We start from the raw sequence: 18,286 nt of genomic DNA, 5'->3' as shown, positions 1-18,286 counted from the left end.
TTATGACGTTAAGTGAAGCTCAGCCGACAACATCTAGCTTGCAGCAGACGCTCGCCAAGGTATTTGGTTACACCGAGTTCCGATCTGGCCAAGAGGCGGTTATCGAACACTTGCTCTCGGGTCGAGATACCTTAGTACTGATGCCAACGGGGGGTGGTAAATCGCTCTGCTATCAGCTACCGGCTGTGCACGAGCCTGGACTGACCGTGGTTATTTCACCTTTGCTGTCGTTGATGCAAGATCAGGTGGAAGCGCTTCAAGCGATGGGGGTTGCTGCTGAGGCACTGCATTCAGGCCTCTCTTCTGAGCACGCATTAAGTGTTTTAAGACGCTTACAAAACGACGAAGTATCTTTACTGTATGTCAGTCCAGAGCGAGCCTTGCAGAGCGCCTTTATTGAGCGATTACAGGCGTATCAACCCCGGTTTATCGCGATAGATGAAGCGCATTGTATTAGCCAGTGGGGCCATGACTTTCGTCCAGAATATGGTCAATTGGGACGCTTACGAGATGTTCTTCCCCATGTTCCGTTTATGGCGCTAACCGCTACAGCCGATGCGGCAACGCAACAAGACATCATCGAGCGGTTAGGGCTGAGACAGCCATACTGTCACCGTAGCTCCTTCGACCGACCTAACATTCGCTATGTAGTACAGGATAAATATAAGCCTTTTAAACAAGTTAAAGACTACGTACGCAAACAAAAAGGCGCGGCGGGTATCATTTACTGTGGTAGCCGAAAGAAAACTGAGGATATTGCTGAAAGTTTGCAAGATGCGGGTGTTAGAGCAGCCCCCTATCACGCGGGCCTGGCGAGCGAACTTAAAGAGACGACGTTGAGGCAGTTTCTGCGCGATGACTTAGATGTAGTGGTTGCAACGGTGGCGTTTGGTATGGGTATTAATAAACCCAACATCCGCTATGTCATACACTTTGATATCCCGCGTAGCATTGAGTCCTATTATCAGGAAACCGGCCGAGCCGGTCGGGACGGTTTGCCGGCGGAAGCGTTACTATTGTACGACCCAAGTGATGCACAATGGATACGACGCATTCTAGATGAACATGATAATGAGCATCGAAGTATCGTCGAACGTCAAAAGTTTTCTGCAATGCAAGCGATGGCAGAAGCTCAAACTTGTCGACGTTTAGTCCTGCTTAATTACTTCAATGAGTTCTCGGAAAAAGAATGTGGTAACTGTGACTTGTGTCTTGACCCACCTACACGCTTTGATGCGCTTGAGGACGCGCAAAAAGCCTTGAGTTGTGTTTATCGTGTTGGGCAGCAGTTTGGTATTTCTCATGTAGTCGAAGTATTACGTGGCTCAAAGAATCAAAAGGTACTTGAGCATCATCATCATGAATTAAGCACTTATGGTCTCGGGCGTGAGCAAACTCACGAATATTGGTATTCGATTTTACGGCAGTTGATTCATCGCGGCTTTCTAGTCCAAGACATTCGTCGTCATGCGGCTCTACAATTAACCGAGGAAGCGCGTCCCATACTGCGCGGTGAGAATACTTTAGAGTTGGCAAAGCCTCGACTCAACTTAACTTCTAGCCAAAGTAAAATCACTGATCGTGGTGACTACAACAAAGTATTGTTTAGGCGCTTACGTAAATTACGAAAAGACATAGCTGATCGAGAGAGTGTGCCACCTTTTGTTGTATTCAACGACAATAGTTTGGTAGAAATGTGTCAGAAATATCCAACATCAGCACCGGAAATGCTGATGATAAGTGGTGTTGGACAGGTGAAATTAGAGCGTTATGGCGAGGCGTTTATCGATGAGATCGAGGCGTTTCTGACGCTAAGCTCTGAGAAGGATGTGCTCGATGGATGAAGTTATCATACTAACCAAATTGCCTGACAATGATACGGACAAAGAAATTAATGCTTGGTTAGTTGATGTGACCACGGTAATTGATGCCACTGTTAAAGAGCACGAGTGCAGTGCAGATTTATGGAGCTGGCGCCTCGCAATATTAGGAAAACATTGGCTATTACATTATTCGTCGTTGTGCGAGGCGGCGTGGTTATTGCCACTTGAGGGAACAGAGCAATGGGTCGAGGAACGAATAAGGGATTTATAACATCATGAAATTCGCTAAGCAGAGCGGGTTTTTGTTGAGCATTTTGACTGTGTTGCTGTGGCTAGGAAGCGCCACGGCAAATGATATCGTTACCGTCTCCGCGCAAACTGATCGTTTGACGCTATCACAACATATGACATTCCGAGTATTGCCTGCAAATACGTCATTGCAGCAGTTGGATATCAATCGGGCCCGTTACTGGCAGTCATTCAACGCTTTGAAAAAGAGCGCTCAGGCTAACTTGGATACCACGGTTTGGGGACTGGCGACGCTTTACAATCGCAGTGCCATAAACCAATCCTTTGTGATTGATCTGGGTGGTTCCTACATCAAATATGCACAAGTATTTGTCATCGATCGCGATAATGAGGTAATTGACTCCGCCGATGTGCGTTTTAATGATGGCTTGATTCAACGCCCTTACCTTGCGCAGCAGATGATGTTACCTATTGAGGTACCAGCACGTTCCACTGTGCGTTTATTGGTATCGGTCGAAACACCACCGGAATACGTAAATCCGATAAAGCTTTGGAATCCCGGCTCACTGCAGTTGCACCTACAGCAGAAACAAACAGCACTTGGTATTAATGTCGGCTTAATGGTGCTGATTGCTGTTGCGGCATTCAGTATGACACGAGGCAATCGGCGTCGATTGCAACTGAGCATTGCCTTTGTGTGTGTCAGCTTAATTTTAGTCGTTCTATTACACAGTGGCCTATGGATTACTTACTTTTCGCCGCTAAAACCCAGTATTGCCCAATTATTAATGCCCTATTCACAGCAATGGCTTTTGGTCATGATGAGTTGGGCCAGTGTGGAATTGTTTAGTCGATCCGCCCGGCAATCCAATATCGTTCGCTTTTTGATGTTACTCACGGTCGTATCGCTGTTGAGTGCTATCGCTCAGCCTTGGTGGTCCGCCTTGCGAAGTCCTTGGTGGCTTGCTGTTCAAAGTGCGCTGCTAGCGATTACCGATATTCTAGCCGTCTTTTTTGTGACATCGAGTAGAGCAAGGAACCGAGCGTTTTGGGAGGCATCGCTGCTTACCACGCTAACGCTACTCGCATTACAAATTATTTGGCCGACAATGGCTGCCACTTGGATTGGGCAAAACACCATTGTGGTTTACTGTGCCATGACCGCCGTATTGCTCGCGCTTTTAATTGCCAACTTCGAACGTATTTCTGAGCAGTTGGGACATAAAGTACATCGATTGAAGTCGGCGAACCGTTCAATACGCCGGCGTATGCGACTTTTTCAACAGCGCAGCTCTGAAGGATGGTTTGAGCTCGACCGCAAAATGCAGTGGCTTCGCACTAACAAACCCTTTTTATCAATGCTTGCTTGCACTAATAAGCAGATGCTTGCCCAGCAATGGCCTACGGCCGAAGATTTATTCGGCGATGCCGCGTTAAGCTGGCGTGAGCCTGGACGTTCAGAACCGTGGCAACAGCTAATTAATATTACTTTGATGAGTGGTCAGCGGCGTTGGTTTTCTGTCGCTATCTATCCCGATGGCTTGGGTCATGCGATGGATGTATCTAAGCAAGTGGATGCAGAGATGCAACTGAATTACTTGGCTAAGCATGATTCGTTAACAGGGCTACTCAACTTTGATGAGTTTAAGCGACTTTTTCAAACACAGCTCGATAAACAGAAGCCATGCACGGTGATGTTAATCGATATCAAAGGCTTTGATGTATTATGCGATCAGGTGGGTGGGCATCATCGTGATCAGGCATTGCTACAACTGATCCTGCAGATGAAGCAAAAGGCACCGCAAAATGTTCGGCTGGCGCGTTATCCGATGAATGGTGTCGCTATACTAGGTCCAGAAGATGAGCAGTCTGTGTTTGCGCTGTGCTATCAGTTGGTTCAAATTGTCCGCGAATTTAGATACAGCACTGAGGGACGGGTCTTTCAATTCACTGCGAATGCAGGCATGGCCGTTGCTCGGGATGCACAATTACGGATTGCAGAGCGTTTGATTAGGCAAGCCGAGGATGCGGAGAAAATAGCTCAACAACTTGGTGACTTTAAAGTATATAGTGCGACCGCTGACGACCATCGACGGTTACAAACAAGAGAAGAGCGGCGTTGGGAAGATCGGTTGCGCAACGCGCTGGTGAATCAAGACTGGCAAGTATTTCGCCAACCCATTCTTAGTGCATCAATAGAACATGATAAACATTGCTATGAAATTTTGCTGCGTTTGCCTAATGATGACAGCTTAGAGCCAGACGAAGCTATTGCACCTCAACAGTTCTTACAAGCTGCTGTGCAGGCAGGTATTATGGGTAAAGCGGATCGTTGGCTGTTTCGAGAATTAATCGAACGGTTTGAGGAGCAACCGTTTGAAGCTACGCGGACTTGGCGATGTCATGTGAATTTGTCGCAACAAAGTTTGGAAGATAATGACTTTATAAACTTTATCGAGTCGATGGTAGCGCATTCAAACATTCAGCCAAAACAATTGATGTTTGAAGTCGCAGAGCCCATCGCTAACGAGCGCTTTGAACAGACCTACAGACTCTTTAAACAATTGCATCAACTAGGCTTTGGCACCGCCATCGATCAGTTTGGTACCGGATTTAATAGCTTTCGACTACTTAAATCGTTACCACTTACTCAAATCAAAATTAACCGCTTTTGGGTACAGAATATGCTGCTCGATCCAACCGATGCGGAACTTGTCGATAGCTGTATCCGTTTAGCCAAAATTAACCAAGTTGAAGTGACCGCTGTCGGTGTTGAAAACGATGAAACGCGCGCGTTACTGAGTCAAGCAAAGGTCGATTACATACAAGGTTTTGCGTGCGGTAAACCAACCCGCTGGTAGGCACTTAAAGAAAAAGGGCAGCGTCTGCTGCCCTCTGCTCAACTAATGTTATTTTGCCCAGGGAAAACAAAATAGATTAGCTTTCGCTTTTAACTCGATTCTCGAGTAGCTCTTTTGGCGAACTACCAATATCGATACGTTTGGGTTTCATCGCCTCGGGAATTCGTTTAACCAAGCCAATGGTTAACAGCCCATTTTTAAGTGCTGCACCCGTTACTTCTACATGCTCGGCAAGACTGAATTTTCGCTCAAACGCTCGATTGGCGATGCCGCGATGCAGAAACTCGCGCTGTTCGCTTTCTTCTGCTTTCTTGCCGGTAACACGCAATACACCATTTTCGACTTCGATTTCTAAATCGTCGTCTTCAAAACCGGCGACTGCGATAGTAATCGCATATTGGTTATCGGCCACACGCTCAATATTGTATGGAGGATAGCCGCTCGCACTGGTGTCAGAACGAAGTGCTGCATCGAGTAGTGATGCCATACGATCAAAACCTACGCTGCTGCGATACAGAGGACTTAAATCTATAGTAGCCATAGTCATTCTCCTTAGAAGCAATAACTTTTAAATTTTCAATTAAAAAGGCACAAACCGTTGTCGCCTTTGCTGAGGGTGACTCTCTTCGAGACCTCACCCTTAACTACTAAATAGGGCCCGATCATATCGAGTTCAAGTGTTGCAAGAAAAAAATTGCATCTTTGTAATCAACCCTTTTAAATGAAACTAAGATGAACTAACGAGTACAGCTGTGGACGAGAAGCTTTGGCGATGGATTGAACTGAACGAATACGAAACGCCCAGTGTGCCGACAACGATGTTGGCAAAACGATGGTGGCATAAGACGCTGCAGACGCTCAGACCGACCCGCGTCGAAGTATCCACTGCAAACTCGGCAGAGGAGGAACCGAAGGACGGCGAATTCAAGTTTGATGAGCAACCTTTATTGGATTCGCTAAACACGCTATTGGACCAGCAAAATCAAGGTGATCCACGTGTTACGTGGCTAGTACTCGCACCGGCATCTCCAGTTTGGAGTGTGATAAGAAAATGGGCTAGTCAAAACGGCTGGCAACGCGTGCCAATGCCTCAGCGCGACTCATTACTGACCTCGCATTCATTTGAAGAACTCAATCTGCCGTCTGAGCCTTGGGTGATAGACGATTTGTCGTGCGGTTTCGTCAGGCATCCTCTCGGTATGCGTTGGCTGCAAGCCTTCTTGAGAAAAACGCTGCATACGCCGACTTCGCCGGGGCTTGTCATCTGTGGTAGCTGGTTATACTACTACTTAGAAAAGACTCACGGTGGACTTAATCGCCAGGCGTTAACGTTACGACCTTTCGATACCGCATCTATGGTGAGTAGTCGTCTTGCTGTGAGTCAAGCGCATGCTAGGCGTTTGCTTGCGGTCAGTGAGGGTCATCCGGGCATTGCGGCGGCTTATCGTAACGCCTTTGCTGTTTCGGCGGAGCAAACTGAAATTGTACTTGAAATGCCTCGGGTGCCAGCCGCTCATGGGGAAACATCAACGTTTGTCATTTATGCACTGCTCTTACACGGTGGGCTTAGCACGTTTTTGTTAGGAGAAGTGCTCAACAGTATTGCGCCCAACCTTATTGAGCACAGTTTAAACTTATTGCGTAGTCACGGAATTGTGAGGTATCAGGATGAGCAGTGGTCGGTCACTGAACTGGGTTATCCAGCCGCTAAGCAGTTTTTAGCACAACGCGATTTTAATTGGACATCGTGTTAGGGGTAGGATTTTATGGACACAGGAAAAATTTCCGACTTGTTTAAGACGGTTGATTCAAACGCAGCGCTGCGCGTTGTTACGATCATCCTAATCGCGTGGCTTATTGTCTTTTTAAGTCAGCGATTACTGCCTCGTTTAGCCAACTTACTTCATAGTAAACAGCGCCTGTACACGCTGGCGCTGATTCCTTTGATTCGCTTAGTTGTCGTGATCGTTGCGTTAGTTATGCTTGTGCCCATTTTTATAGAGCCGACGCTAAAAAATATGGTCGCTGCCTTGGGTGCGCTTGGTTTAGCTATTGGCTTTGCGATTAAAGATTATGTGTCGAGTTTGATAGCGGGAGTCGTCGCGATTCATGAAATGCCTTATCGCCCTGGCGATTGGGTTACCATTGACGGCGTCTATGGCGAGGTTACTCACATAGGGCTGCGTACCGTCGAGTTGGTCACGCCCGATGATACGGTCGTTGCGATGCCACACGAGAAAATTTGGCAACATGCGGTGCTTAATGCCAATAACGGTGGACCGTCGTTGATGTGTGTTGCAGAGTTCTTTTTGACCCCGGAATCTAACGGGGTGATGGTAAAGGAGGCATTGGAGCAAATAGCGTTAACGAGCCCTTATCTACAAATTCACAAACCTGTCGTGGTCACTGTAAACGATGAGCCTTGGGGCACCCGATACCGGCTGAAAGCATACCCTGTCGATCCGCGGCAGCAATTTAAATTTATCACTGACTTAAGTCTGCGTGGCAAACAGCGTTTAATCGATCTGGACATACAGTTTGCCAAAGTTGAAACCGCTAAAGTGAATTAATTCGTTAGAGCTTTAATCCGTTTTTGAGTGAATACTGTAAAACTAAAGACTCAATTAGTCAGCAGGGCGCGCATCGATAGAGCTGCGGAACCATCATTTATGAACTCAAACTACGAGCATGTATTAATACTTGAAGACGATGCAGTCACCGCCGCGCACCTCTCTAGTACCTTGAGCAAGCATGGCATTACAACCGTTACGCGATTCGAAAGTGGTTTCGATGTGTTGCACGAAGTTGAACACAACAAACACCCTGACTTGATTCTTTGTGACTTACGCTTATCGGATATGGATGGCCTCCAGTTTGTGCGCTTTTTAACAGAAACGCATTATGAGGGCGACATAGGATTTATCAGTGGTAATGATAGCCGTGTGCTAGACGTGGTGCAGCAGCTCGCACGCTCCTTAGGCTATTCGGTATTAGGTGGAATAACCAAGCCAGTTACCCCGAATCAGGTTGTACGTTTGCTGATGGCGCGCCCCATTAACGAGCCAGAACAACAACCTCACTCCATTTATTCACTCACGGCTAATCAGATTATTAAAGGTGTTAGAACCGGCGCACTGCTACCCTATTATCAGCCGAAGGTTGATATTATCGACAACCGTGTGATTGGTTTTGAATCACTTGCGCGCTGGCGTGATAGAAAGACAGATCAAATTTTGTCGCCGGCTACGTTTATACCTGTTGCTGAGCGCTTTGGTATTATCAGTGAGTTGAGCTTAACGTTTTTAAAAGCGGTATTGAGTGATTTCAAACACTTCGATGCTTTCGATGAACAGGTAACCGTTGCAGTTAACTTTAGTATCGATAGTCTCAGTGATCGTCATTTGCCGGATATGTTGCTCGATCTTTTGCGTGAGTATAATGTATCCCCTTCTCGCATCGTAATTGAGGTGACAGAATCTCGGCTCGCTAACGAACGCATCAATGTTTTAGAAGTATTAGCGCGGTTACACTTAGCCGGCTTCAGGCTCTCAATCGATGATTTTGGTACAGGTTATTCATCTCTTTATCGTCTTAAGCATACGCCGTTTGAGGAGTTGAAGTTAGACCGTTCGTTTGTACAAGACGCTGTTAGAGACAACTCAGCTAAAGCGGTGATTCGCTCCTCGATGCAATTGGCCAAGGAACTAAATATGCAGGTCGTTGCCGAGGGGGTCGAAACGGAAGCTGAGCAACAGTTAGTGAATGAAATGGGTTGCGGTGTCATGCAAGGCTTCCGCTTTGCTAAACCACAACCCATTGAACGGGCTTTTAATGTTGAGTGGCCTCTTCATCAAGTGTCTCAGGTAGAAAGCCACCTGACTGGTGACGCCAGAGTTTAGCGTAGAGGCCATCTTGCTCAAGTAGCTGCTCGTGACTACCTTGCTCAATAATCTGACCTTTATCCATTACGATCAGTTTATCCATCGCAGCGATAGTGGATAAACGATGCGCGATAGCAATGACGGTCTTACCTTGCATCAGTTGATACAAGTTATCTTGAATAGCGTTTTCGACCTCAGAATCGAGCGCTGATGTTGCTTCATCTAAAATGAGTAACGGTGCGTCTTTAAGCATTACCCGTGCTATGGCAATACGCTGACGCTGTCCACCCGAGAGTTTAACGCCGCGTTCACCAACATGAGCATCGAGTCCCCGTCGTCCTTTTGAGTCCTCGAGTTGGTCGATAAACTCATTGCAATGCGCGCGTTTTACCGCGAGTAACAGCTCTTCTTCGGTGGCGTCGGGGCGGCCATAGAGGATATTGTCGCGCACGGAGCGATGCAGTAGAGATGTATCTTGCGTGACCATGCCAATATTAGCGCGCAGCGTGTCTTGCTGCACTTGGCTAATATTTTGACCATCAATCGTAATGGCACCTTTTTCTACATCGTAAAAACGCAGTAATAAGTTAACCAACGTCGATTTGCCCGCCCCCGAGCGACCGACAACGCCAATTTTTTCACCCGGTTTAATGTCTAGATTGAAATCTTCCATTACACCGGAGCCTTTTCCATAGTGAAAGCTGACATGGTTAAACCGAATGTTACCGTGCGGTACGTTTAACGGTTTGGCATCGGGTTTATCAACAATACGCTGGGGAACGGCGAGTGAGCCAATACCATCTTGTACGGTGCCGATGCTCTCGAACAGCGTTGATAGTTGCCACATGACCATTTGTGACATACCGAACAAGCGCAGTACCAAACCAATGACAACCGCCACGGCACCCAAGGTGACCCAGTCGCCTCTCCACAGGACGATGGCGGTCGCAGCAGAGCCGAATAATAGTCCACAGTTGATAAAATATAGAAAGCCGTAGAGTTGCGTGACGAGGCGCATTTGCGCATGGACGGTGGTTAAAAACTCGCTCATCCCCTCTTTAGCAAACCGTGCTTCACGTTGTGCATGGGAGAACAGTTTGACGGTTTGGATATTGGTGTAGGAATCGACAATACGTCCCGTCATCACCGAGCGTGCATCTGCTTGTAAAGCGGAAACCTGTCCCAGTTTTGGAACATAATAGCGCAACAAGATCCCATAAAGTACGAGCCAAATTGCGAGTGGTAACATGAGACGCCAATCGGCGGAACCAATAATAAAGAACATGCCAATAAAATAGACCACCACGTAGTTAATGATCTCAATAAACGACATGATACATTGTCTGACAGCTAACGAGGTTTGCATCAGCTTGGTTGCGACGCGGCCAGCAAACTCATCCTGATAATAGCTCATCGACTGCTTCATTAAGTAACGATGTCCCTGCCAACGAATGCGCATAGGAAAGTTGCCGAGCAGTGTTTGGTGAGTCAGCATGGAGTGCATCCAAACCAACAAGGGTAGTCCGACAAGTACGAGTGCGCTCATCCACACTAAAGGTATGAACTGATCTTGAAAAATCGTTTCGCGATCTTGCTGTGACAGCCAATCGACAATTTGCCCTAAAAAGCCGAAAAGCCAAACTTCTGCGATGGCTATTCCAGCCATAAAGATCGCAGTCATCAGCAAATAGGGCGTTGAACCTTTAGTAAAGTGCCAGCAAAACGCAAAGAAGCCTTTCGGGGGCTGCGTTGGCTCTTCCTCGGGAAACGGGTTGATACGATTTTCAAACCATTTAAACAACATCGATTGAACTCCAGAAAAATTATTGACCGAGGTAGCGGCTGCGTTCTTGACGCCATGCTTCAGTTTGGATGATAGCTAATAGCTCACGGTTGATCGACTCGCGTAGCGGACTGCCTTGTGGCAGTACAAACCCATAATCTTGCGAAATTACGCGCTCGGGTAATACCCGTACGTTATTATACGACTGCGTACGAATCAGGTAGCGAATGATAGGCTCATCATAAACCACTGCATCGAGTTGACCGCGGTCTAGCTTGGCTAAGGCTGTGTTTAGATCGGTCACAGATTCAAAGCCGATATTTTTATCTTCTAACCAGCGCGCTGTCGCTGAGGCGCCAATGGTCGCCACACGCGCATTGCCTAAATCTGCAACATTGGAGACTTTTGATTGAAACTGAGAAACGGTTAACGACGAAGCGATGCTTGCAGTAAAGCTAGAAATAATGATGACGCAAGTAAACATCCAAACTAGGCTGACTGCGCGTCCACCCAAACTGCGCGGTGATTTATCACCGTAGCCCACGGTGGTCATGGTCACGGCGGCCCACCAAAAGCCTGACCCCAAGCCTTTTAGTGGCTGGTCAGAGAACTCTTCAGCATTTTCTTTGCGCTCGAAATACCAAACTAACGCCCCAGCGACAAAGAGCACCAGCGATAAAATCATAATAATGTATAGGAAATCAAACGACACAAAGCGTTTAGTCATTGCCCACCACGTTGACTCATTATTGACGGGGACAGCAATAGCCAAACCGCCATTGATAAACGGTTGACTGAAGTCTAATCGTGCTTCGCGTTCCGATGTGATGGTGAGTGCACCGAGACCGAGATCGTAGTCGCCACGTTCGACACCGTTGATAACCTCATCCAGAGGCAATGGATATAATTCATAATTGACGTTTAACCGATCCGCAATATCTTGCCATAGCTGAATCGCCAAGCCTTGATATTGCTGATTACTCTGTTCAATCACAAACGGAGCGTTCACGCGCACAGCAATTTGTAACGGTTCCTCTGGTTGCGCTGCAGCCTGTTGCTGTGCAAACACAGGTGAGGTGATCAGTAAGGCGATAAACGCGAAAACAAAATGACGCATGTGAACGTACCTTATTAGTTAATACAAATTAAAGATTAGCAGTTATGATTACATAAAAATGTGTCATACCGATTGATTATTTGAATACTTTGGAAAAATAGTAAGAGGACTGTTCTATGCGAAAACTGATTTATATCTTGGCAGCTTGTAGTGTGTTAATGACTGGCAGCGCTCTAGCGCAACAACAAAGCTACCAACACTTTAAGCCGAAGCCGTCTGAAAACTTAGCACAAGCGCTCGCTAATATTGATGAATATAACGCTAAGCTTAAATCTCTAACGGAAGGCGAAATGACCGCTCAGGATTTAGCCAAAGTGCATGAAATTACCTATACGCTGGAAGTTGCGCTGGCGCGTCTGAGTAAAGAGCTTGATGTTGCAGCGAATTCATTGGAGCAGGTCCACTTAGGTTCAGAGGCTATGAACCAAGCGCGCGTGAAGGGGTTTGCGAAAGACTACTTACGCACGCTCGACACAATAACCTCCGCTAAGAAAAATTAGCGTTCATGAGAAACAGGCGGATAGATGCTTAACCCAGAACTCAGGTGCGTGTTTAAGTGCCTGAGTTCCGATTGAAACCTCGCAAATAGCCTTTTCATCATGTTCGGCTCGTGGTAAAGGTAACACGATGATCCCCTGTTGTTGGGCATAATGAACAAGTTTTTCAGCCGTTATTGTCGCGTTATATGGGAGACGAATATGAAACATAGCCGCTTTGGGCTGTGAGGGAATGATTTCGAAGCCAGCGGCGCTTAGCAAGTCCGTCAGGGTTTTAGTGAATTCAACGAAATCAGGCATCTTCAACAGATAACTCTCTAACCCTTTGCGAGCGGAAAGCACCTCAGGATACAGTGTAATGGGATTTCCACCGGCGCGGCGTGACCATACACGTGCAGGTTCCATTAATTCATCGGTACCAATAAGAGCGGCCCCAAATATACCGCCTAAATCTTTATAAAAGCTGACATAAATACTGTCGAATAACTCCGCTATCTGCACCAAAGAGCGTTGGTAATATTCGGTCGCTTGCCAAATACGGGCGCCATCTAAGTGCATACGTACGTTGTGCTGACTACACCATGCGCGCATCGAAAGCAGATCATCCCAAGAGGGCATGGTGCCGCCTATTTCACGCATCGGCGTCTCAACAATAATCGCAGTCACTTGCTCCGGGTTAAGCGTGGCGACATCGACCGCCGTGAGCGAGCGCTGGGCTTCACCCATAGAGTGTATTGATAGCCCCCACAACTGTTGTATCGCATCATGTTCATGGAGTCGTAAGTGGGACGTGGGATGCAAACCAACGCCGTATTTGCCACTGGTTTCGCTATAACACTTCATGGCGACACATTGTGCGAGTGTGCCGGTTGGTAAAAAGAGCGCTGAAGGTTTATCGAATAATTCGCAGATTTGCTTTTCAAACTCACTGACAATGCCACCCTGTCCATAGCTGTCGCGAATATCGCTTTCTTGCGCATACTCGCTCAGTTGCACCAATTCATTTTTTAGATTGGGTTGTTGGTGGCGGTGAATAACCGCGGAGGCGGTATCTAATTGTGAGTGAAATTCAGATTTTAAAGCGTCAGGTATGTGCATCTTTTATTTCATATGGACTTTGCCGCCAATCATTTTATACGCGGGTGTGCCGCGAATCATCGTTTCCCGCGCGAACTCTTGCCCACAGCCTGGGCAGTGACATGGGGTTTGCGTGTGATCCTCGACTATCCGTTCGATAAAACATTTGACCAGTGCACCTTTGCCACCTTTGCGATATTTAAATAAGGTGGTTTTACATTGCAAACACGAAATCTGTACGGTGCGAACGGGACCTTTTTTATTTGGCTTAGCCATATCTCCCAATAGGTTGCGTAGGTTTTAGCTAATATTAGCAACTGAGGAGGTCGGTTGGCTAACGAAAGCCTATAAAACACCCAAATCAATTGCTTTGAGTACCGCGCGGGTGCGGTCATGAACGCCCAGTTTAGCCATAACCGACGAGACTTGGTTTTTTATCGTCCCAGTCGATTTAAACAAGCTATCGGCGATTTCTTGATTACTGAGTCCTGCCGCCATCAGTCTTAGAACAGCGAGTTCTTTATCGGTTAACGGCTCTACCAATGTGGGAGTGGTCTTAGCGCTATTGTGGTTTAAGCTGTTCACGATACGTTCGGTAATCGCTGGCTGTAGCCAGGTACCTCCATTAACGAGTGTACGAATCGCATCGACCAACGTTTCTAGAGAGACATCTTTAAGTAGATAGCCCTTTGCACCTGCTGCAATGGCTTTAATAATTAATTCGTGATCATCAAAGGTCGTTAGAATTAATATAGGTAGCCGAGGATGTGTCTGGCACAGGCGCTTTGTCGCCTCAATGCCGTCCATACGCGGCATACGAATGTCCATCAGCACGACATCCGGTTGTACTGAGTCGATCACGTTAATGGCTTCCTCACCATCGCTCGCCTGCCCACAAATCGTCAGCGCATCACTTATGGTGAGCAGACTTTCTAATCCTTGTCGAATAAGCGTTTGGTCATCGACAAGTAGCACCTTGATCATAGTGCTTGCTCCTTAGGCAGTGTTGCAGTGATGGTTAACGTTGGCTGTTCATTAATGTTTAATTGCCCATTTAGTTCTTTGACGCGTTCGGCCATGCCCCGCAGGCCATTGCCGGGCTGCAATGGTCGCTTTATTGTGCCTGAATCAGCGATTCGCATCTCGATATCTTTTTGACTCGATAGCTCGATAAGCAGCGTGTTGCCGTTGGAATGTCGGAAAAAGTTAGTAATGGCTTCTTTTGCAATCAGTAATAGCGTCTCGGCCGTAGCAACATCAGTCACGATAAGGTCGTCTGCAATACGAAAAGTGACCTGCTTTTCTTGGCTGTTGAGTTGTAAAGCGAGCAAAGCGCTTTTAACATCGATTGCAGCCGTGCTGCGTATATCGTTAACCGCTTCGCGGACATCGGCAAGTAACAGTTTGGCCACTTGCTGACTGCGCTCAATCAGTGCTTTTACTTGGCCTTCCGACTTATGTTCGGCTACTTGCAATTGAATAGTGAGGGCTGTTAGGTGATGTCCGACTAAGTCATGGATATTTCGAGCGATACGGGTGCGCTCAGATTGTTTACTCGCCTCAGTAAGTAGCGTCTGTGTTGCGCGAAGCTCACGATTAATTGCTTCCTCTCGCTCGCGGGCTTGTTGCTCTTTTAGTTGGGTCGTCATCATCACGATAGAAAAAATTTCAAACGTCCAAAATAAAACGGCGCTGAGCCAAGCGCCTGATTGTTGCCAATGAACGTGATAAATGACACCAAAAATAATCGATAAAACAGCCATGAGTATGACTGCACGTAGCAACGACATAAAGTAGGGCAACTGCGCGGCCCAGATCACTAACAGAATCGCGACATAATTATGCGGGATAAAAAAGAAGGGGAAATAAATACAGGCTAGCTGTAGAGAGATAAGCCCGTACCGAGTATGGGGTTCATATGTGAATGGCTTTTGTCGTGTGGCGAGACTAAAGCAAACGATAAACCCAATCAATGCGAGGCCAGTTACGTAAGTTGAAATCGCACTCCAAGGTAGCAAACCTTGACGGTGAGTAAAGTAAACCGAGGTCGCCGAGACAACCAGCCAAGTGAGCAGACCTGCCCAACGATCAGCGCCCAGATGTGTGATATGTGAAATGTATTTTGCAATGTTCATATTGGCAGTATGCCGTGAATATCTTCCTTTAGAAATAGGCCGAAAGTCACCTTTTAAGTCATGACCTTTGTCACTCACAAAGAGCGCTTGAGTTGCTTAAGCTTTCAATCAGTGAACTGACGGAGAACACCCATGTTGCAATTACATTCCTTTCTTTTATATACGCATATCCTAGCAGGTGCATTGGCTATGGTTCTATTTGTCATCCCGATGGTGGCCCGTAAAGGCAGTTTCAACCACCGTAAGTATGGGCGCTTTTACACCTACACGATGTATGTGTTAGCCATTTCAGCCTTAGTGATGTCGGTGATGGTACTTGTGGCTCCAACCTACTTTAAGGGTCAGTTGATTAATCAATCGACCTCGCCAGAAGATACCCTAGCGACGGTACGCATGTTTTGGACGTTGCTTCTTTTTCTGTCATTACTGACCTTTACATCCATTCATCATGCGAACCGAGTATTGCAGACGAAAGGAAATAGAGCACCGCTACGAAAATGGCACTATGTTGCAATGCCGGTGTTATTAATGGTCGTTGCCAGTGTGCTTTTTGTGCAGGGTGTATTAATGGCACAACACGCATTGGTAAGTCCTTACTTACATTTTATTTTTGCTGTGCTAGGGATCGTTAACGGCTATCAAATGCTGTCTTATATATTTTCGCAAAGCGTAGCGAGCAATCGTTGGTTAATTGAACATTTAAGCTCAATGTGTGGTTCAGGTATCGCGGTCTACACGGCCTTCTTTGCCTTTGGTGCGCGGCATGCGTTGGCACATATCGGTCAGTGGCAGTTACTGTTTTGGGTTATGCCCGGTGTGCTGGGTGGCGTTGCGATTTATTTCTACAGCAAAAAGTATGAAACCTTAAACACGCGCAAAGGAGTCTAATATGAAAAAAATAATCTTCATGATAGTACTCTTTTGGAGTTGTTGCTCAAACGCGCAAAGGAGCGACATCGAGAAATTGCTGAACATGGAGCAATATGACCAAGCTGAGACAATTTCTCAGCAATGGATTCGGGACAAGCCAACGGATGCTAATGCCTGGTTCTGGCATGGGCGCGTCATGGCGGTACAGGCAAGTAATAGTTTTTTTAGTGCCTTCAGTTACGCGAATGAATCACTTGAAGCTTTCAAAAAGGCAGTCGAGCTGGAGCCCAGTAATCCGATGATGGTTATGGGGCTGGTCGGTTATTACCGAAATGCTCCAAGTATCGTTGGAGGTGGCGAAGCGCATGCAAGAGCGCTTATCAAGCAAAGTTACATTGGTTACCCGGAACGCTATGAATTTCAGCTCCATTATGGTCTTGTTCTTCAACAAGAGAAAAAATGGGCAGACGCGTTTCAGCTATTTGAAAAGATGATGTCTGCTGAACAGCTACCTGAGCGACTGATGGGGTATTACCAATTTGCTCGGACGAGTATTTTTTCGGAGTCACGAACCGCTGACGGTGCGAATGCGTTAAAAAATTACCTTCACGATATTGCAACGCTGCACAAGCCTAATGCATCGTTACCAAGTGCCGATTGGGCGCGTTACCGCTTAGCGCAGTTATATGCTCGTCAAGGTGCGCAGCAGCAATTTGATGCGTTAGTGAAGGCTCGTGATAATCATGAAGAAGAAGCATTGAGTGAGGCATGGCAATCACTGCTGTCACAGCGTCAATAAAAGCGGATACAGTTGCGACCAGCGAGCTTGGCACGGTACAAGGCTGTATCTGCATTTTTAATCAAACGCTTGCTGGTTTTAACAAGTTCAGAATCTGCAATGGGGGGCTCATAATAGCCACCAATGCTGACAGTCAGTATGTCTGCGCACTGTGATTTTGGATGCGTAATCGCAAGCCGATTGATTTGTTCGCTAATATTATTTGCCATTTTCAACGCACTACTCGCATTGGCCGCCGACATCAGAATGGCAAATTCCTCACCGCCATAGCGAGCAACGAAATCGGTTCCACGTTTAACCAGTTGAGCTAAGCTTTGGCTAACTGCTTTGAGTGCATCGTCACCTGCTAAGTGACCAAAATGATCGTTATAGGCTTTGAAGTCATCGATATCCAATAGTAAGACTGCGATACCCGTTTGTTGCCGTTTAGCGCGTCTTATTTCGTCGGCTAGACGCTCATCGAGTGCGCGTCTGTTGGCAACACCGGTTAAGCCGTCGATATTGGCTTGCTGAGTTAATTGTTGGTTGGCTAACTCAAGCGCGCGTTTAGTCTCAAGCAACGCGGCATGTGTACGTTCACGCTCGATGGTGTTCGCAATCATGTCAGCAATTAAACTCAGGTGCTGAATATCTTCCTCAGTCCAATGGTATTGTTGGCGCACCTTATCGCATCCGACGAATCCTAGTATTCGTCCTTTTGCCACTAGGCCAATGCACAATACCGATTTAATGTGCTCACGTTCAAACTCGTCGCGCTCTGCTTTAGCGGTGTCAGGCAGGAGCGATATGTCAGGGCATACAAATCGAAAGTCATTTCGCATGGTGGCGAAAAAATAGGGCAAATCGTGTTGTCCGACGTTCTGCAGATCGTCAATATGCCGTGAGAAGCCCTCGCGTACCCATTCGAACGTATTCGACATCGCTGAGAGATTTTCATTAAACTCAAAAATGTAGCATCTATCCGCTTGGCAATAATCACCATAGGCAGCAATGACCTCAGAAACACATTGGGATGTTTCTGAACCCTGACTATTAATTAAGCGGGTAGAGAGCTTCGAGAGCAGTTGATCAAATGCTGACATTTATTCTTGAGTTTTTGTATTTTGTTAACACTGCCTTAAGATTACAAAAGTTGCACGAAAAATCATCATTTTTTCCACTAAATCAATGAATGTCGTGATAAAAGCGCTATCG

At 46.7% G+C, this 18,286-nt stretch carries 17 protein-coding genes; 9 read left to right on the top strand and 8 right to left on the bottom strand.

What is annotated here, in order from left to right; genetic code table 11:
- The first annotated feature begins 2 nt into the window (after nt 1–2).
- From recQ to B2X00_RS05445, 3 genes are read left to right on the top strand one after another with little or no spacing between them, the layout of a single operon-like run.
- A complete protein-coding gene (gene recQ, locus B2X00_RS05455) occupies nt 3–1,844 on the top strand; it encodes a DNA helicase RecQ (RefSeq protein ID WP_290486441.1) in 1,842 nt (613 codons plus the stop codon).
- On the top strand, nt 1,837–2,094 hold the full coding sequence (locus tag B2X00_RS05450) for a DUF3630 family protein (RefSeq protein WP_290486440.1): 258 nt from the start codon (nt 1,837–1,839) through the stop codon (nt 2,092–2,094). The genes recQ and B2X00_RS05450 overlap by 8 nt, the downstream gene beginning before the upstream one ends.
- Nucleotides 2,095–2,098: 4 nt before the next feature.
- On the top strand, nt 2,099–4,933 hold the full coding sequence (locus B2X00_RS05445; RefSeq protein ID WP_290486439.1) for a bifunctional diguanylate cyclase/phosphodiesterase: 2,835 nt from the start codon (nt 2,099–2,101) through the stop codon (nt 4,931–4,933).
- 76 nt (nt 4,934–5,009) lie between these two features.
- On the opposite strand, the gene B2X00_RS05440 is transcribed toward B2X00_RS05445, so the two are convergent.
- Nucleotides 5,010–5,474, bottom strand: coding sequence for an Hsp20 family protein (locus B2X00_RS05440; protein ID WP_071462190.1), 465 nt, complete (start codon nt 5,472–5,474; stop codon nt 5,010–5,012).
- Nucleotides 5,475–5,685: 211 nt separating this feature from the next.
- On the opposite strand from B2X00_RS05440, the gene B2X00_RS05435 reads away from it, so the two are divergent.
- The 3 genes from B2X00_RS05435 (at nt 5,686) to B2X00_RS05425 (ending at nt 8,832) form a co-directional block, all read left to right on the top strand.
- Nucleotides 5,686–6,687: a hypothetical protein gene (locus B2X00_RS05435; RefSeq protein WP_290486438.1), complete on the top strand. Its 1,002-nt coding sequence runs from the start codon at nt 5,686–5,688 to the stop codon at nt 6,685–6,687.
- A gap of 12 nt (nt 6,688–6,699) precedes the next feature.
- Nucleotides 6,700–7,503, top strand: coding sequence for a mechanosensitive ion channel family protein (locus B2X00_RS05430; protein ID WP_290486437.1), 804 nt, complete (start codon nt 6,700–6,702; stop codon nt 7,501–7,503).
- Nucleotides 7,504–7,602: 99 nt separating this feature from the next.
- Nucleotides 7,603–8,832: an EAL domain-containing response regulator gene (locus B2X00_RS05425; protein ID WP_290486436.1), complete on the top strand. Its 1,230-nt coding sequence runs from the start codon at nt 7,603–7,605 to the stop codon at nt 8,830–8,832.
- On the opposite strand, the gene B2X00_RS05420 is transcribed toward B2X00_RS05425, so the two are convergent.
- Entirely contained in the window at nt 8,762–10,615 is a 1,854-nt protein-coding gene (locus B2X00_RS05420) for an ABC transporter ATP-binding protein (protein WP_290486456.1), read from the bottom strand. The two genes, B2X00_RS05425 and B2X00_RS05420, sit on opposite strands and share 71 nt — an antisense overlap.
- 22 nt (nt 10,616–10,637) lie before the next feature.
- A complete protein-coding gene (locus tag B2X00_RS05415) occupies nt 10,638–11,714 on the bottom strand; it encodes a transporter substrate-binding domain-containing protein (RefSeq protein ID WP_290486435.1) in 1,077 nt (358 codons plus the stop codon).
- A gap of 116 nt (nt 11,715–11,830) precedes the next feature.
- Between B2X00_RS05415 and B2X00_RS05410 the strand changes: the two genes are divergently transcribed.
- Nucleotides 11,831–12,214: a DUF6746 family protein gene (locus tag B2X00_RS05410; protein WP_290486434.1), complete on the top strand. Its 384-nt coding sequence runs from the start codon at nt 11,831–11,833 to the stop codon at nt 12,212–12,214.
- Nucleotides 12,215–12,217: 3 nt separating this feature from the next.
- Here B2X00_RS05410 and B2X00_RS05405 read toward each other — a convergent pair whose 3' ends face one another.
- The 4 genes from B2X00_RS05405 to B2X00_RS05390 form a co-directional block, all read right to left on the bottom strand.
- Entirely contained in the window at nt 12,218–13,309 is a 1,092-nt protein-coding gene (locus B2X00_RS05405; RefSeq protein ID WP_290486433.1) for a threonine aldolase family protein, read from the bottom strand.
- A 3-nt stretch (nt 13,310–13,312) separates the two neighbouring features.
- The gene (locus B2X00_RS05400) at nt 13,313–13,564 is read right to left on the bottom strand and encodes a hypothetical protein (protein WP_006954641.1); all 252 of its coding nucleotides are present in this window, start codon (nt 13,562–13,564) and stop codon (nt 13,313–13,315) included.
- Nucleotides 13,565–13,633: 69 nt separating this feature from the next.
- On the bottom strand, nt 13,634–14,272 hold the full coding sequence (locus tag B2X00_RS05395; protein WP_290486432.1) for a response regulator transcription factor: 639 nt from the start codon (nt 14,270–14,272) through the stop codon (nt 13,634–13,636).
- Nucleotides 14,269–15,423 (bottom strand): sensor histidine kinase, encoded by a 1,155-nt coding sequence (locus tag B2X00_RS05390; RefSeq protein ID WP_290486431.1) that lies wholly within the window; start codon nt 15,421–15,423, stop codon nt 14,269–14,271. The genes B2X00_RS05395 and B2X00_RS05390 overlap by 4 nt, the downstream gene beginning before the upstream one ends.
- A 132-nt stretch (nt 15,424–15,555) precedes the next feature.
- On the opposite strand from B2X00_RS05390, the gene B2X00_RS05385 reads away from it, so the two are divergent.
- Both B2X00_RS05385 and B2X00_RS05380 read left to right on the top strand, forming a co-directional pair.
- Nucleotides 15,556–16,311, top strand: coding sequence for a hypothetical protein (locus B2X00_RS05385; RefSeq protein WP_290486430.1), 756 nt, complete (start codon nt 15,556–15,558; stop codon nt 16,309–16,311).
- A 1-nt stretch (nt 16,312) separates the two neighbouring features.
- Complete coding sequence (locus B2X00_RS05380; RefSeq protein WP_290486429.1) at nt 16,313–17,092, top strand: hypothetical protein; 780 nt, start codon at nt 16,313–16,315, stop codon at nt 17,090–17,092.
- Here the strand turns inward: B2X00_RS05380 and B2X00_RS05375 are convergent.
- Complete coding sequence (locus tag B2X00_RS05375) at nt 17,086–18,174, bottom strand: sensor domain-containing diguanylate cyclase (protein ID WP_290486428.1); 1,089 nt, start codon at nt 18,172–18,174, stop codon at nt 17,086–17,088. The genes B2X00_RS05380 and B2X00_RS05375 overlap by 7 nt on opposite strands.
- Between the last annotated feature and the right edge of the window lie 112 nt (nt 18,175–18,286).

The sequence above is a fragment of the Idiomarina sp. UBA3162 genome (genome assembly GCF_002364475.1).
Taxonomy (GTDB): domain Bacteria; phylum Pseudomonadota; class Gammaproteobacteria; order Enterobacterales; family Alteromonadaceae; genus Idiomarina.
The sequence above is the reverse complement of the archived record's forward strand: the minus strand, read 5'-3'. Positions and strand labels throughout refer to the sequence as shown.

What these genes read in the sequence shown, in the direction of transcription:
- B2X00_RS05445 (WP_290486439.1), top strand. Translation starts at nt 2,099, where the DNA reads ATGAAATTCGCTAAGCAGAGCGGGTTTTTGTTGAGCATTTTGACTGTG.
- B2X00_RS05375 (WP_290486428.1), bottom strand. Translation starts at nt 18,174, where the DNA reads ATGTCAGCATTTGATCAACTGCTCTCGAAGCTCTCTACCCGCTTAATT.
- B2X00_RS05380 (WP_290486429.1), top strand. Translation starts at nt 16,313, where the DNA reads ATGAAAAAAATAATCTTCATGATAGTACTCTTTTGGAGTTGTTGCTCA.
- B2X00_RS05415 (WP_290486435.1), bottom strand. Translation starts at nt 11,714, where the DNA reads ATGCGTCATTTTGTTTTCGCGTTTATCGCCTTACTGATCACCTCACCT.
- B2X00_RS05400 (WP_006954641.1), bottom strand. Translation starts at nt 13,564, where the DNA reads ATGGCTAAGCCAAATAAAAAAGGTCCCGTTCGCACCGTACAGATTTCG.
- B2X00_RS05440 (WP_071462190.1), bottom strand. Translation starts at nt 5,474, where the DNA reads ATGGCTACTATAGATTTAAGTCCTCTGTATCGCAGCAGCGTAGGTTTT.
- B2X00_RS05385 (WP_290486430.1), top strand. Translation starts at nt 15,556, where the DNA reads ATGTTGCAATTACATTCCTTTCTTTTATATACGCATATCCTAGCAGGT.
- B2X00_RS05410 (WP_290486434.1), top strand. Translation starts at nt 11,831, where the DNA reads ATGCGAAAACTGATTTATATCTTGGCAGCTTGTAGTGTGTTAATGACT.
- B2X00_RS05430 (WP_290486437.1), top strand. Translation starts at nt 6,700, where the DNA reads ATGGACACAGGAAAAATTTCCGACTTGTTTAAGACGGTTGATTCAAAC.
- B2X00_RS05395 (WP_290486432.1), bottom strand. Translation starts at nt 14,272, where the DNA reads ATGATCAAGGTGCTACTTGTCGATGACCAAACGCTTATTCGACAAGGA.
- B2X00_RS05450 (WP_290486440.1), top strand. Translation starts at nt 1,837, where the DNA reads ATGGATGAAGTTATCATACTAACCAAATTGCCTGACAATGATACGGAC.
- B2X00_RS05405 (WP_290486433.1), bottom strand. Translation starts at nt 13,309, where the DNA reads ATGCACATACCTGACGCTTTAAAATCTGAATTTCACTCACAATTAGAT.
- recQ (WP_290486441.1), top strand. Translation starts at nt 3, where the DNA reads ATGACGTTAAGTGAAGCTCAGCCGACAACATCTAGCTTGCAGCAGACG.
- B2X00_RS05390 (WP_290486431.1), bottom strand. Translation starts at nt 15,423, where the DNA reads ATGAACATTGCAAAATACATTTCACATATCACACATCTGGGCGCTGAT.
- B2X00_RS05425 (WP_290486436.1), top strand. Translation starts at nt 7,603, where the DNA reads ATGAACTCAAACTACGAGCATGTATTAATACTTGAAGACGATGCAGTC.